The sequence below is a fragment of the Enterobacter sp. BIDMC 30 genome, from assembly GCF_000534355.1.
In the GTDB taxonomy this organism is placed as follows: Bacteria; Pseudomonadota; Gammaproteobacteria; order Enterobacterales; family Enterobacteriaceae; genus Enterobacter; species Enterobacter ludwigii.
Genome location: NZ_KI973169.1, coordinates 245658 through 260427, shown reverse-complemented (window position 1 = coordinate 260427; position 14770 = coordinate 245658). Strand labels below are relative to the sequence as shown.

At 53.6% G+C, this 14770-nt stretch carries 14 protein-coding genes; 13 read left to right on the top strand and 1 reads right to left on the bottom strand.

From position 1 onward, the window contains the following. Positions 1-9 precede the first annotated feature (9 nt). The 13 genes from atpF to phoU all read left to right on the top strand — a co-directional run bounded on the left by atpF (position 10) and on the right by phoU (position 13938). Positions 10-480: a F0F1 ATP synthase subunit B gene (gene atpF / locus L466_RS20970; protein ID WP_003862370.1), complete on the top strand. Its 471-nt coding sequence runs from the start codon at positions 10-12 to the stop codon at positions 478-480. Positions 481-494: 14 nt separating this feature from the next. Beyond that, positions 495-1028, top strand: coding sequence for a F0F1 ATP synthase subunit delta (atpH, locus tag L466_RS20975; protein ID WP_014172281.1), 534 nt, complete (start codon positions 495-497; stop codon positions 1026-1028). Positions 1029-1040: 12 nt separating this feature from the next. Then, a complete protein-coding gene (atpA, locus tag L466_RS20980; RefSeq protein ID WP_006808751.1) occupies positions 1041-2582 on the top strand; it encodes a F0F1 ATP synthase subunit alpha in 1542 nt (513 codons plus the stop codon). A 51-nt stretch (positions 2583-2633) separates the two neighbouring features. Then, on the top strand, positions 2634-3497 hold the full coding sequence (gene atpG / locus L466_RS20985) for a F0F1 ATP synthase subunit gamma (protein WP_020882764.1): 864 nt from the start codon (positions 2634-2636) through the stop codon (positions 3495-3497). A 31-nt stretch (positions 3498-3528) separates the two neighbouring features. Beyond that, entirely contained in the window at positions 3529-4911 is a 1383-nt protein-coding gene (gene atpD, locus L466_RS20990; RefSeq protein WP_006177559.1) for a F0F1 ATP synthase subunit beta, read from the top strand. A 20-nt stretch (positions 4912-4931) separates the two neighbouring features. Next, a complete protein-coding gene (locus L466_RS20995) occupies positions 4932-5351 on the top strand; it encodes a F0F1 ATP synthase subunit epsilon (RefSeq protein WP_006177560.1) in 420 nt (139 codons plus the stop codon). 305 nt (positions 5352-5656) lie between these two features. Then, positions 5657-7027 carry a bifunctional UDP-N-acetylglucosamine diphosphorylase/glucosamine-1-phosphate N-acetyltransferase GlmU gene (glmU, locus tag L466_RS21000; RefSeq protein WP_032679280.1) on the top strand — a complete coding sequence of 457 codons (1371 nt, stop codon included), beginning with the start codon at positions 5657-5659 and terminating at the stop codon, positions 7025-7027. Between the two features lie 228 nt (positions 7028-7255). Further along, a complete protein-coding gene (gene glmS, locus L466_RS21005; RefSeq protein WP_020882762.1) occupies positions 7256-9085 on the top strand; it encodes a glutamine--fructose-6-phosphate transaminase (isomerizing) in 1830 nt (609 codons plus the stop codon). Positions 9086-9406: 321 nt separating this feature from the next. Next, the gene (pstS, locus tag L466_RS21010) at positions 9407-10447 is read left to right on the top strand and encodes a phosphate ABC transporter substrate-binding protein PstS (RefSeq protein ID WP_014172287.1); all 1041 of its coding nucleotides are present in this window, start codon (positions 9407-9409) and stop codon (positions 10445-10447) included. Between the two features lie 80 nt (positions 10448-10527). Then, complete coding sequence (pstC, locus tag L466_RS21015; RefSeq protein ID WP_014172288.1) at positions 10528-11487, top strand: phosphate ABC transporter permease PstC; 960 nt, start codon at positions 10528-10530, stop codon at positions 11485-11487. Then, the gene (pstA, locus tag L466_RS21020; RefSeq protein WP_014172289.1) at positions 11487-12377 is read left to right on the top strand and encodes a phosphate ABC transporter permease PstA; all 891 of its coding nucleotides are present in this window, start codon (positions 11487-11489) and stop codon (positions 12375-12377) included. The genes pstC and pstA overlap by 1 nt, the downstream gene beginning before the upstream one ends. A 47-nt stretch (positions 12378-12424) precedes the next feature. Further along, positions 12425-13198 carry a phosphate ABC transporter ATP-binding protein PstB gene (gene pstB, locus L466_RS21025; protein WP_014172291.1) on the top strand — a complete coding sequence of 258 codons (774 nt, stop codon included), beginning with the start codon at positions 12425-12427 and terminating at the stop codon, positions 13196-13198. Positions 13199-13212: 14 nt separating this feature from the next. Further along, positions 13213-13938 carry a phosphate signaling complex protein PhoU gene (phoU, locus tag L466_RS21030; protein ID WP_008500182.1) on the top strand — a complete coding sequence of 242 codons (726 nt, stop codon included), beginning with the start codon at positions 13213-13215 and terminating at the stop codon, positions 13936-13938. 85 nt (positions 13939-14023) lie between these two features. On the opposite strand, the gene yieH is transcribed toward phoU, so the two are convergent. Continuing rightward, positions 14024-14689, bottom strand: a complete 666-nt coding sequence (gene yieH, locus L466_RS21035; protein ID WP_032680051.1) for a 6-phosphogluconate phosphatase — start codon at positions 14687-14689, stop codon at positions 14024-14026. Between the last annotated feature and the right edge of the window lie 81 nt (positions 14690-14770).

Below are 14770 nucleotides of genomic sequence, written 5' to 3'. Positions count from 1 at the left end.
TATTGTGCTGTGAACATGAACGCAACAATCCTCGGCCAGGCCATCGCGTTTATTCTCTTTGTCTGGTTCTGCATGAAGTATGTATGGCCGCCTTTAATGGCTGCCATCGAAAAACGTCAGAAAGAAATTGCTGACGGTCTGGCTTCTGCAGAACGCGCTAAGAAAGATTTGGACCTTGCACAGGCCAACGCGACAGACCAGCTGAAAAAAGCGAAAGCGGAAGCTCAGGTTATCATCGAACAGGCTAACAAACGCCGTTCGCAGATCCTGGACGAAGCCAAAGCTGAAGCAGAACAGGAACGTACTAAGATCGTGACACAAGCTCAGGCTGAAATTGAAGCTGAGCGTAAACGTGCTCGCGAAGAACTGCGTAAGCAGGTTGCGATTCTGGCTGTTGCTGGCGCCGAGAAGATCATCGAACGTTCCGTGGATGAAGCTGCTAACAGCGACATCGTGGACAAACTTGTCGCTGAACTGTAAGGAGGGAGGGGCTGATGTCTGAATTTGTTACGGTAGCTCGCCCCTACGCCAAAGCAGCTTTTGACTTTGCTGTCGAACACCAAAATGTCGATCGCTGGCAGGATATGCTGGCGTTTGCCGCTGAGGTGACGAAAAACGAACAAATGGCCGAGTTGCTTTCTGGTGCGTTAGCGCCTGAAACTCTCGCCGCGTCGTTTATCGCCGTGTGCGGAGAGCAACTGGATGCCAATGGTCAGAACCTGATTAAGGTAATGGCAGAAAATGGTCGTCTCCGTGTGCTCCCGGATGTTCTCGAGCAGTTTGAGCACTTACGTGCCCTTAGTGAAGCTACCGCTGAAGTCGAAGTGACTTCTGCGACTGAACTGAGTGATGAACAGCTTGCGAAAATTACCGCCGCGATGGAAAAACGTCTGTCACGCAAAGTTAAGCTGAATTGCAAAATCGATAAGTCTGTAATGGCAGGCGTAATCATCCGTTCGGGTGATATGGTCATTGATGGCAGCGTACGCGGCCGTCTTGAACGCCTTGCAGACGTCTTGCAGTCTTAAGGGGACTGGAGCATGCAACTGAATTCCACCGAAATCAGCGAACTGATCAAGCAGCGCATTGCTCAGTTCAGTGTTGTGAGCGAAGCTCACAACGAAGGTACTATTGTTTCTGTAAGTGACGGTGTTATCCGCATCCACGGCCTGGCCGATTGTATGCAGGGTGAGATGATTTCCCTGCCGGGTAACCGTTACGCTATCGCACTGAACCTGGAGCGCGACTCCGTAGGTGCAGTTGTGATGGGTCCATACGCTGACCTCGCCGAAGGCATGAAGGTTAAGTGTACTGGCCGTATTCTGGAAGTGCCGGTTGGCCGTGGCCTGCTGGGTCGCGTTGTTAACACCCTGGGTGCGCCAATCGACGGTAAAGGTCCGGTTGAGCACGATGGCTTCTCCCCAATCGAAGTTATCGCACCAGGCGTTATCGACCGTCAGTCCGTTGATCAGCCAGTGCAGACTGGTTATAAGTCCGTTGATGCCATGATTCCAATCGGTCGTGGCCAGCGTGAATTGATCATCGGTGACCGTCAGACCGGTAAAACCGCGATGGCTATCGACGCCATCATCAACCAGCGTGACTCCGGCATCAAATGTGTGTACGTGGCTATCGGCCAGAAAGCGTCCACCATTTCTAACGTGGTTCGTAAACTGGAAGAGCACGGCGCGCTGTCTAACACCATCGTTGTTGTGGCGACCGCTTCTGAATCTGCTGCACTGCAATACCTGGCACCATACGCCGGTTGCGCAATGGGCGAATACTTCCGTGACCGCGGTGAAGATGCGCTGATCGTATACGATGACCTGTCTAAACAGGCCGTTGCATATCGTCAGGTTTCCCTGCTGCTCCGTCGTCCACCTGGACGTGAAGCGTTCCCTGGCGACGTATTCTACCTCCACTCTCGTCTGCTGGAGCGTGCTTCCCGCGTTAACGCGGAATACGTCGAGAACTTCACCAAAGGTGAAGTGAAGGGTAAAACCGGCTCTCTGACCGCGCTGCCAATCATTGAAACCCAGGCGGGTGACGTTTCTGCGTTCGTTCCGACCAACGTAATCTCCATTACCGATGGTCAGATCTTCCTGGAAACCAACCTGTTTAACTCCGGTATTCGTCCGGCAGTTAACCCGGGTATCTCCGTATCCCGTGTGGGTGGTGCTGCTCAGACCAAGATCATCAAGAAACTGTCCGGTGGTATTCGTACCGCGCTGGCACAGTATCGTGAACTGGCTGCGTTCTCTCAGTTCGCATCCGATCTGGACGAAGCAACCCGTAAACAACTGAGCCACGGTCAGAAAGTGACCGAGCTGCTGAAGCAAAAACAGTACGCACCAATGTCTGTTGCTCAGCAGGGCCTGGTTCTGTTCGCGGCTGAACGCGGTTACCTCGAAGATGTGGAACTGGCGAAAATCGGTAGCTTCGAAGCCGCTCTGCTGGCTTACGTCGACCGTGATCACGCTCCGCTGATGCAAGAGATCAACCAGACCGGTGGCTATAACGACGAAATCGAAGGCAAGCTGAAAGCTATCCTCGATTCCTTCAAAGCAACCCAATCCTGGTAATCGTCCGGCGGCTTGTCTCAGGACAAGCCGCCTGGCATTGAGGAGAAGCTCATGGCCGGCGCAAAAGAGATACGTAGTAAGATCGCAAGCGTCCAGAACACGCAAAAGATCACTAAAGCGATGGAGATGGTCGCCGCTTCCAAAATGCGTAAATCGCAGGATCGCATGGCGGCCAGCCGTCCTTATGCAGAAACCATGCGCAAAGTGATTGGTCACCTTGCAAACGGTAATCTGGAATATAAGCACCCTTACCTGGAAGAACGCGACGTTAAGCGCGTGGGCTACCTGGTGGTGTCGACCGACCGTGGTCTGTGTGGCGGCTTGAACATTAACCTGTTCAAAAAACTGCTGGCGGATATGAAAGCATGGTCTGAAAAAGGCGTTCAGTGCGATATCGCAATGATCGGCTCTAAAGGCGTCTCTTTCTTTAACTCCGTTGGTGGCAACATTGTCGCTCAGGTGACGGGTATGGGTGATAACCCTTCCCTGTCCGAGCTGATCGGCCCGGTTAAAGTGATGTTGCAGGCTTACGATGAAGGCCGTCTGGACAGACTGTACGTTGTCAGCAACAAATTTATTAACACCATGTCTCAGGTTCCAACGCTCACTCAGATGCTGCCTTTACCGGCATCAGAAGATGACGAGCTGAAGCAAAAATCCTGGGATTACCTGTATGAACCCGATCCGAAACCGCTGTTGGATACCCTGCTGCGTCGTTACGTTGAATCTCAGGTTTATCAGGGCGTTGTAGAAAACCTGGCCAGCGAGCAGGCCGCACGAATGGTGGCGATGAAAGCCGCGACCGATAATGGCGGCAGCCTGATTAAAGAGCTGCAGTTGGTTTACAACAAAGCTCGTCAGGCCAGCATTACTCAGGAACTCACCGAGATCGTCTCGGGGGCCGCCGCGGTTTAACCAGGTTTACGAATTACGTAGAGGATTCAAGATGGCTACTGGAAAGATTGTCCAGGTAATCGGCGCCGTGGTGGACGTCGAGTTCCCTCAGGACGCCGTACCACGCGTGTACGACGCGCTTGAGGTACAGAATGGTAACGAGAGCCTGGTGCTGGAAGTTCAGCAGCAGCTCGGCGGCGGTATCGTGCGTACCATCGCGATGGGTTCTTCCGACGGTCTGCGTCGTGGTCTGGAAGTTAAAGACCTTGAGCACCCGATCGAAGTCCCGGTAGGTAAAGCAACACTGGGTCGTATCATGAACGTATTGGGTCAACCAATCGACATGAAAGGCGACATCGGTGAAGAAGAGCGTTGGGCTATCCACCGCGCAGCACCTTCCTACGAAGAGCTGTCCAGCTCTCAGGAACTGCTGGAAACCGGCATCAAAGTTATCGACCTGATGTGTCCGTTTGCGAAGGGCGGTAAAGTTGGTCTGTTCGGTGGTGCGGGTGTAGGTAAAACCGTAAACATGATGGAGCTGATCCGTAACATCGCGATCGAGCACTCCGGTTACTCCGTATTTGCGGGCGTAGGTGAACGTACTCGTGAGGGTAACGACTTCTACCACGAAATGACCGACTCCAACGTTCTGGACAAAGTATCCCTGGTTTACGGTCAGATGAACGAGCCACCAGGAAACCGTCTGCGCGTTGCGCTGACTGGCCTGACTATGGCTGAGAAGTTCCGTGACGAAGGCCGTGACGTTCTGCTGTTCGTTGATAACATCTATCGTTACACCCTGGCCGGTACTGAAGTATCTGCACTGCTGGGTCGTATGCCTTCAGCGGTAGGTTATCAGCCGACGCTGGCGGAAGAGATGGGTGTTCTTCAGGAACGTATCACCTCTACCAAAACCGGTTCTATCACCTCCGTTCAGGCGGTATACGTACCTGCGGATGACTTGACTGACCCATCCCCAGCCACCACCTTTGCGCACCTTGACGCAACCGTGGTACTGAGCCGTCAGATCGCGTCTCTGGGTATCTACCCGGCCGTTGACCCGCTGGACTCCACCAGCCGTCAGCTGGATCCACTGGTTGTGGGTCAGGAACACTACGACACCGCGCGTGGCGTACAGTCCCTGCTGCAGCGTTACCAGGAACTGAAAGACATCATCGCCATCCTGGGTATGGATGAGCTGTCTGAAGAAGACAAACTGGTGGTAGCACGTGCGCGTAAGATCCAGCGCTTCCTGTCCCAGCCGTTCTTCGTTGCGGAAGTATTCACCGGTTCTCCGGGTAAATACGTTTCCCTGAAAGACACCATCCGTGGCTTTAAAGGCATCATGGAAGGCGAATACGATCACCTGCCGGAGCAGGCGTTCTACATGGTTGGTTCCATCGACGAAGCCGTGGAAAAAGCCAAAAAACTTTAACGCCTTAATCGGAGGGTGATATGGCAATGACTTACCACCTGGACGTCGTCAGCGCAGAGCAACAAATGTTCTCTGGTCTGGTCGAGAAAATCCAGGTAACGGGTAGTGAAGGTGAACTGGGTATTTTCCCGGGTCACGCACCGCTGCTCACCGCCATTAAGCCTGGTATGATCCGCATCGTTAAACAGTTCGGTCATGAAGAGTTTATCTATCTGTCCGGCGGCATTCTTGAAGTGCAGCCTGGCAGCGTGACCGTTCTGGCCGATACCGCTATTCGTGGCCAGGATCTCGACGAAGCACGAGCCCTGGAATCGAAGCGTAAGGCTGAAGAGCACATTAGCAGCTCTCATGGTGACGTGGATTACGCTCAGGCGTCTGCGGAGCTGGCCAAAGCGATCGCGAAACTGCGCGTTATCGAGTTGACCAAAAAAGCGATGTAACACCGGCTTGAAAAGCACAAAGCCAGTCTGGTTTCCAGGCTGGCTTTTTTTATGGTTTCGTATCACACCGATCTTTATTCATGATCCAAAAGAATAGCTAAGCTATTGTGTGTGCTAGCGACTTATCGCGAGAAGGCTATTTTCCAGAGAAAAAGGGGTTTACTCTGCCCCTAAAAATCGCCTCAAATAGCCATTATTGGCTGATGTTGAACGTTTTAACGCCATTCCATTTTATGACGCAAAATATGTAGAATTTTCAACGTCAACGGGTTTAACTTCTTACTCAAATTACAGTCAGGACGCGTATGTTGAACAATACAATGAGCGTGGTCATCCTTGCCGCCGGTAAAGGTACCCGCATGTATTCCGATCTTCCAAAGGTACTGCACACGCTGGCAGGAAAGCCGATGGTGCAGCATGTCATTGATGCCGCTAATGAACTGGGTGCCCGTCAGGTCCATCTGGTCTATGGTCACGGCGGCGATCTGCTTAAAAAGACGCTGAACGATGACAAACTCAACTGGGTGCTTCAGGCAGAACAGTTGGGGACCGGACACGCCATGCAGCAGGCCGCCCCGTTCTTTGCAGATGACGAAGATATTCTGATGCTTTATGGCGACGTCCCGCTGATCTCTGTCGACACCCTTGCCCGCCTGCGTGAAGCTAAACCGCAGGGTGGTATCGGGTTGTTAACCGTCGTGCTTGACGATCCGACCGGCTATGGCCGCATTACCCGCGAAAACGGTAATGTAACGGGTATCGTTGAGCATAAAGATGCCAGCGACGCACAACGTCAGATTCAGGAGATCAACACCGGTATCCTGATTGCCAATGGCGCGGACCTGAAGCGCTGGCTGTCGAAGCTCAACAACAACAATGCGCAGGGTGAGTACTACATCACCGACATCATCGCGATGGCCTATCAGGAAGGGCGTGAGATTGCGGCGGTTCATCCGGCACGCATTAGCGAAACCGAAGGGGTGAATAACCGCCTTCAGCTTTCCCGTCTGGAACGCGTTTATCAGTCCGAACAGGCTGAAAAACTGCTCCTGGCAGGCGTTATGCTGCGCGACCCGGCGCGTTTCGATCTGCGCGGGACCTTATCTCACGGGCGCGACGTTGAAATCGATACTAACGTTATCCTTGAAGGCAACGTCACGCTTGGCCACCGCGTCAAAATTGGTGCCGGTTGTGTTATCAAAAACAGCGTCATCGGTGATGACTGCGACATTAGCCCGTACAGCGTGGTTGAAGATGCACATCTGGACGCGGCATGCACCATTGGGCCGTTCGCACGTCTGCGCCCTGGCGCTGAATTGCTCGAAGGCGCCCATGTTGGCAACTTCGTTGAGATGAAAAAAGCGCGTCTGGGCAAAGGTTCCAAAGCCGGCCATTTAACCTACCTGGGCGATGCAGAAATTGGCGATAACGTGAACATTGGTGCAGGAACAATCACCTGCAACTATGACGGTGCCAACAAGTTTAAAACCATCATCGGTGATGATGTGTTTGTCGGTTCTGATACACAGCTGGTGGCACCGGTGACGGTCGGGAACGGGGTAACCATTGCCGCCGGGACGACCGTGACGCGCGATGTTGCCGACAATGAGCTGGTGCTGAGCCGCGTGCCGCAGGTTCACAAGCAGGGCTGGAAACGCCCGGTGAAGAAAAAGTAACGACCTGCACCCTGCTCTCTCCCGCGAGGAGAGAGTTCGTTCGGTGCGGTGTTTTTTGCCCTCGCCCCTCTGGGGAGAGGGATGGGGTGAGGGGATAACATAATCCTCCCCCCAAAGGCAGTACGTATAACAATAACCCCACTCTCTACAAGGCTCGGGGTGCCCGGAAAGGGCAAATACAGGTCAGCGACAACGCATGGCATAACGCCATAATCAGGAAATTAAACTATGTGTGGAATTGTTGGCGCAGTTGCGCAGCGTGATATTGCTGAAATCCTTCTCGAAGGTTTACGTCGTCTGGAATACCGTGGTTACGACTCTGCCGGTCTGGCAGTTGTGGATGCAGAAGGGCATATGACCCGTCTGCGTCGTCTCGGTAAAGTGCAGATGCTGGCCCAGGCTGCGGAAGATCATCCGCTGCACGGTGGCACGGGTATTGCGCACACCCGCTGGGCGACCCACGGCGAACCGTCTGAAGGCAATGCGCACCCGCATGTGTCCGAACACATCGTGGTCGTGCATAACGGCATTATCGAAAACCACGAACCGCTGCGCGAAGAACTTAAAGCGCGCGGCTATACCTTCGTCTCTGAAACCGACACCGAAGTTATTGCTCACCTGGTTCACTGGGAGCTGGAGCAGGGCGGTACACTGCGTGAAGCGGTGCTGCGCGCGATCCCTCAGCTGCGCGGTGCATACGGTACGGTAATCATGGATTCACGCGATCCGTCCACGCTGCTGGCCGCACGTTCCGGTAGCCCAATGGTTATCGGTCTGGGCATGGGCGAGAACTTTATCGCCTCTGACCAGCTGGCACTTCTGCCGGTTACCCGTCGCTTTATCTTCCTGGAAGAGGGTGATATCGCGGAAGTGACGCGTCGCAACGTGACGGTATTCGATACCAAAGGCGAGCAGGTGAAACGCCCGGAGATCGAATCCAATCTGCAGTACGACGCAGGCGACAAAGGCGCTTACCGTCACTACATGCAGAAAGAAATTTACGAGCAGCCGAACGCCATCAAAAACACCCTGACCGGGCGCATCAGCCACGGCGAGGTGGACCTGAGCGAACTGGGCGCCAACGCCAATGAGCTGCTCGGTAAGGTTGAGCATATTCAGATCGTGGCCTGCGGTACCTCCTACAACTCCGGTATGGTCTCCCGCTACTGGTTTGAATCCCTGGCCGGTGTTCCGTGTGACGTCGAAATCGCTTCAGAATTCCGCTACCGCAAATCCGCGGTGCGTCGTAATAGCCTGATGATCACCCTTTCCCAGTCTGGCGAAACGGCGGACACCCTGGCGGCGCTGCGTCTCTCTAAAGAGCTGGGCTATCTGGGCTCTCTGGCCATCTGTAACGTGCCGGGTTCTTCGCTGGTTCGTGAATCCGATCTGGCGCTGATGACCAACGCAGGTACGGAAATCGGCGTGGCCTCCACCAAAGCGTTTACCACTCAACTGACCGTTCTGCTGATGCTGGTGGCGAAACTGGCGCGTCTGAAAGGGCAGGATGCGGCTGTTGAGCATGACATCGTTCATGGCCTGCAGGCGCTGCCAAGCCGTATTGAGCAGATGCTGTCTCAGGACAAACGCATTGAAGCGCTGGCGGAAGATTTCTCTGACAAACATCACGCCCTGTTCCTCGGCCGTGGCGATCAGTATCCAATTGCGCTGGAAGGCGCGTTGAAGCTGAAAGAGATCTCCTACATCCACGCGGAAGCTTACGCAGCAGGCGAGCTGAAACACGGCCCGCTGGCGCTGATTGACGCAGACATGCCGGTCATCGTTGTGGCACCTAACAACGAACTGCTGGAAAAACTGAAGTCCAATATCGAAGAAGTCCGCGCCCGCGGTGGTGTACTGTACGTCTTCGCCGATAAAGACGCCGGCTTTGCGAGCAGCGACAATATGCACATCATCGAGATGCCGCATGTGGAAGAGGTGATTGCCCCTATCTTCTACACCGTTCCGCTGCAGTTGCTGGCCTATCACGTCGCGCTGATCAAAGGCACTGACGTTGACCAGCCACGTAACCTGGCGAAATCGGTCACCGTAGAATAATCCCCTCAGGCTCCACCTTCGGGTGGAGCTTTTTTACCCTTCCTGGTTTGTTTTTAATCAACCCATCCGCATTTTTATTTATGACAATCTGTCATCTTCAGCTACTTTTTTCAGTGTCACATAAAGAAAATATTTCTGAAAACTTGCTGTCATGTAAGTGGTTAACTAGATGATAATTAAATGAATTTTTACTGATATTTAAGCTAAATTTTCATTGTCATAAAACTGTCATAATTCGTACATTTATCTGTCACCTGTTTGTCCTATTTTGCTCATCGTAGCCACTAAACAACGATTTACGAAAATCTTGCAGGAGACATTATGAAAGTTATGCGTACCACTGTCGCAACTGTTGTCGCCGCGACCTTATCTCTGAGCGCGTTCTCTGTATTTGCAGAAGCAAGCCTGACTGGCGCTGGTGCAACCTTCCCTGCGCCGGTGTATGCCAAATGGGCGGATACCTACCAGAAAGAAACCGGTAACAAGGTTAACTATCAGGGTATCGGCTCCTCCGGTGGCGTAAAACAAATTACCGCGAATACCGTTGATTTCGGCGCATCAGACGCTCCACTGTCTGATGACAAACTGGCGCAGGAAGGCCTGTTCCAGTTCCCGACCGTTATCGGTGGTGTTGTGCTGGCCGTTAACATTCCAGGCCTGAAATCAGGCGAGCTGGTCCTGGACGGCAAAACCCTGGGTGACATCTACCTCGGTAAAATCAAAAAATGGGATGACGAAGCCATCACCAAACTGAACCCGGGTGTCAAACTGCCTTCGCAGAACATCGCAGTGGTTCGTCGTGCAGATGGTTCCGGTACCTCTTTCGTTTTCACCAGCTACCTGGCGAAAGTGAACGAAGAGTGGAAATCTAAAGTCGGTTCCGGCTCTACCGTTAACTGGCCAACCGGTCTGGGTGGTAAAGGCAACGACGGTATCGCCGCGTTCGTACAGCGTCTGCCTGGTTCTATCGGCTATGTAGAGTATGCGTACGCTAAGCAGAATAACCTGTCCTACACCAAACTGGTTTCTGCCGATGGCAAGCCAGTCAGCCCGACTGAAGAGAACTTTGCTAACGCTGCAAAAGGCGCTGACTGGAGCAAATCCTTCGCTCAGGATCTGACTAACCAGAAAGGCGACGGTGCGTGGCCAATCACCTCTACCACCTTCATTCTGGTTCACAAAGAGCAGAAGAAACCTGAGCAGGGCGCTGAAGTGTTGAAGTTCTTTGACTGGGCGTACAAAAACGGCGGCAAACAGGCTAACGCGCTGGATTACGCCACCCTGCCGGACAACGTGGTTGAGCAGATTCGCGCTGCATGGAAAACCAACGTGAAAGACAGCAGCGGTAAAGCATTGTATTAATTTAGTATTCTGACGAAAATGGCGGGTGGCGCTCGCGCTACCCGCCGATTTCGTAAACGCGTTTAACAGAAGAGTGATTTATGGCTGCAACAAAGCCTGCATTTAACCCTCCGGGTAAAAAAGGTGACATGATTTTCAGCGCGCTGGTCAAACTGGCTGCGCTGATTGTGCTATTGCTGCTGGGCGGCATTATCGTGTCCCTGATTTTCTCCTCCTGGCCGAGCATCCAGAAATTCGGTTTCTCCTTCCTGTGGACCAAAGAGTGGGATGCGCCGAACGATATCTACGGTGCGCTGGTGCCGATTTACGGCACGCTGGTGACGTCGTTTATCGCTCTGCTGATTGCGGTGCCGGTGAGCTTTGGTATTGCCCTGTTCCTGACGGAACTGGCGCCGGGCTGGCTGCGTCGTCCACTGGGTATCGCCATTGAACTGCTGGCCGCTATTCCAAGTATCGTGTACGGCATGTGGGGCCTGTTTATCTTTGCTCCCCTGTTCGCAACGTACTTCCAGGAACCGGTGGGTAATGTTCTCTCCGCCATTCCGTTTGTCGGCACCCTGTTCTCTGGCCCGGCTTTCGGTATCGGTATTCTGGCTGCGGGGGTGATCCTCGCCATTATGATTATTCCGTACATTGCGGCGGTAATGCGCGATGTCTTCGAACAAACCCCGGTGATGATGAAAGAGTCGGCCTACGGCATCGGCTGCACCACCTGGGAAGTTATCTGGCGCATCGTCCTTCCGTTCACCAAAAATGGGGTGATTGGCGGCGTCATGCTGGGTTTAGGCCGTGCTTTGGGTGAAACCATGGCGGTGACCTTTATTATCGGTAACACCTACCAGCTCGACAGCGCCTCCCTCTACATGCCGGGTAACAGTATTACTTCCGCACTGGCGAATGAATTTGCCGAAGCGGAATCCGGGCTGCACGTCGCGGCGCTGATGGAACTGGGCCTGATCCTGTTTGTGATTACCTTCATTGTGCTGGCGATCTCCAAGCTGATGATCCTGCGTCTCGCAAAAAATGAGGGGGCACGCTAATGGCAACTCTCGAAATGCAAAGCACCACTGCGCTGGCGGAATCCCGTCGCAAAATGCAGGCGAAGCGTCGTTTCAAAAACCGCGTTGCGTTGACGCTCTCAATGGCAACGATGGCGTTCGGTCTGTTCTGGCTGGTCTGGATCCTGTTCTCGACCGTTGTGCGCGGCATCGACGGGATGTCGCTGTCACTGTTCACCGAGATGACGCCGCCGCCAAATACGGCGGGTGGCGGCCTGGCGAATGCCCTGGCGGGAAGCGGTTTGCTGATCCTCTGGGCGACGGTAGTTGGTACACCGCTTGGCATTATGGCGGGGATTTATCTGGCGGAGTACGGGCGTAAATCCTGGCTGGCAGAGGTGATTCGTTTCATTAACGACATCCTGCTGTCTGCGCCGTCTATCGTGGTCGGTCTGTTTGTTTACACCATTGTGGTGGCACAGATGGAACACTTCTCCGGCTGGGCCGGCGTGATTGCGCTGGCGCTGCTGCAGGTACCTATCGTCATTCGTACCACCGAGAACATGCTGAAACTGGTGCCGGATAGCCTGCGTGAAGCGGCTTACGCGCTGGGCACGCCGAAGTGGAAAATGATCTCCGCGATTACGCTAAAAGCCTCCGTCTCCGGGATCATGACCGGTATCCTGCTGGCCATTGCCCGTATTGCAGGCGAAACGGCGCCGCTGCTGTTTACTGCCCTCTCCAACCAGTTCTGGAGTACGGACATGATGCAGCCGATCGCCAACCTGCCGGTGACGATTTTTAAATTTGCGATGAGCCCATTCGCGGAATGGCAGCAGCTGGCCTGGGCCGGGGTGCTGATCATTACCCTTTGCGTACTGTTGCTGAACATTCTGGCGCGCGTCATTTTCGCGAAGCAGAAACACGGTTAAATTTTTACGGCGCGGCAGATCGCGGCGCCGAATGAGGAAATGAGTCAATGAGTATGGTTGATACTGCCCCGGGTAAGATTCAGGTTCGTGATTTGAACTTCTACTACGGCAAATTCCATGCCCTGAAGAACATCAACCTGGATATCGCCAGGAACCAGGTCACGGCATTTATCGGTCCGTCTGGCTGTGGTAAATCCACGCTGCTGCGTACCTTTAACAAAATGTATTCGCTCTATCCGGAGCAGCGTGCCGAAGGTGAAATCATCCTGGACGGCGATAACATTCTGACCAACAGCCAGGATATCGCCCTGCTGCGTGCAAAAGTCGGGATGGTGTTCCAGAAACCGACGCCGTTCCCGATGTCCATCTACGACAACATTGCCTTTGGCGTACGTCTGTTTGAAAAGCTCTCCCGTACGGATATGGATGAGCGCGTTCAGTGGGCTTTGACCAAGGCCGCATTATGGAACGAAACCAAAGATAAGTTGCACCAGAGCGGTTACTCTCTCTCCGGTGGTCAGCAGCAGCGTCTGTGCATTGCGCGTGGTATCGCCATTCGCCCGGAAGTGTTGTTGCTGGATGAGCCGTGTTCAGCTCTGGACCCGATCTCAACCGGCCGTATTGAAGAGTTGATCACCGAGCTGAAGCAGGATTACACCGTGGTTATCGTGACCCACAACATGCAGCAGGCTGCGCGTTGTTCCGATTACACGGCGTTTATGTACCTGGGCGAGTTGATTGAGTTCAGTAATACGGACGATCTGTTCACCAAGCCCGCTAAAAAGCAAACAGAAGACTATATCACCGGTCGTTACGGTTGATTCAGGAGCGCGCTATGGACAATCTCAATCTTAACAAACACATTTCAGGCCAGTTCAACGCAGAGCTGGAAAGTATTCGCACTCAGGTGATGACCATGGGTGGCATGGTTGAGCAGCAGCTTTCCGATGCCATTACCGCGATGCACAACCAGGACAGCGAGCTGGCGAAGCGCGTTATCGAAGGTGATAAAAACGTCAATATGATGGAAGTCGCCATTGATGAAGCCTGCGTGCGTATTATCGCCAAGCGTCAGCCAACGGCGAGCGACCTGCGTCTGGTTATGGCGATCATCAAAACCATCGCCGAGCTGGAGCGTATTGGTGACGTTGCAGATAAAATCTGCCGCACCGCGCTGGAGAAATTCTCTCAGCAGCACCAGCCACTGCTGGTGAGCCTCGAGTCGCTGGGTCGTCATACCGTGCAGATGCTGCATGACGTACTGGATGCCTTTGCGCGAATGGATCTGGACGAAGCGGTACGTATCTACCGTGAAGACAAGAAGGTCGACCAGGAGTATGAAGGCATCGTGCGTCAGCTGATGACCTACATGATGGAAGACTCCCGTACGATCCCAAGCGTCCTGACCGCGCTGTTCTGCGCGCGCTCAATCGAGCGTATCGGTGACCGTTGCCAGAACATTTGCGAATACATCTTCTACTTCGTGAAAGGACAGGATTTCCGTCACGTTGGCGGCGATGAGCTGGACAAGCTGCTGGCGGGTAAAGATCCGAAAGAGTGATGCGCTAATATGCCCGGTGCTGCTGCGCTTACCGGGCCTGCGAGCGCTATAGGCCGGATAAGCGTCAGCGCTATCCGGCTTTTTTTCAGCGAGTAATATTCCACCCGCGAGCCTTCCACAATTCTGGCAGCTGCGCCAGATCGGTGAAGGTCGTCACTTTTGGATGATCGATCGGTTTGTTGTGCGGATCGGCGCAAAAGTAAAACACCTCCATACCCGCATCAATTCCCGACTGCGCTCCCGCAGAAGAGTCATCCACCAGAATGCAGTTCGCCACGTTTACGTTCATCGCTTTTGCTGCATGGAACATCAACGCCGGGTCTGGCTTCCAGCGCTGGATATCGTAGCCGCTGAACAGTTTTTCCGGGAAGTGGTGCAACATTTCAAGCTTACCCAGCGAGTGCTGCATTTTGCTGACCGGACCGTTCGAGACCACGCAGATGGGCACCGTCATCGCATCCAGAAGCGCATTCGCCCCGGCAATGACCTCCAGTTCGGAGTCGAAGAGGCGTGCGACCTCGGCGCGGTAGACCGGCTCCAGATCTGCTTTCGCCAGATCCACACCGTGCTCTTCGTTAATGATGTCGATGATCTCGTAGAGCTTCACACCTTTAAAGCGTTTAAACACCTCTTCGAGATCCAGCGTAATGCCAAATTCCCTGAACATGGTCACATACGCGCGGGAACAAATGACCTCACTGTCGACCAGCGTACCGTCGCAGTCGAAAAATACCGCTTCAATTCCGAACATGCCTTTCCCTTTTTACAAGTTTAACGTTTACGTACGGCAGTTTAATGAGACGCAATCGTTGCCGTATAAGCAAAATCAATG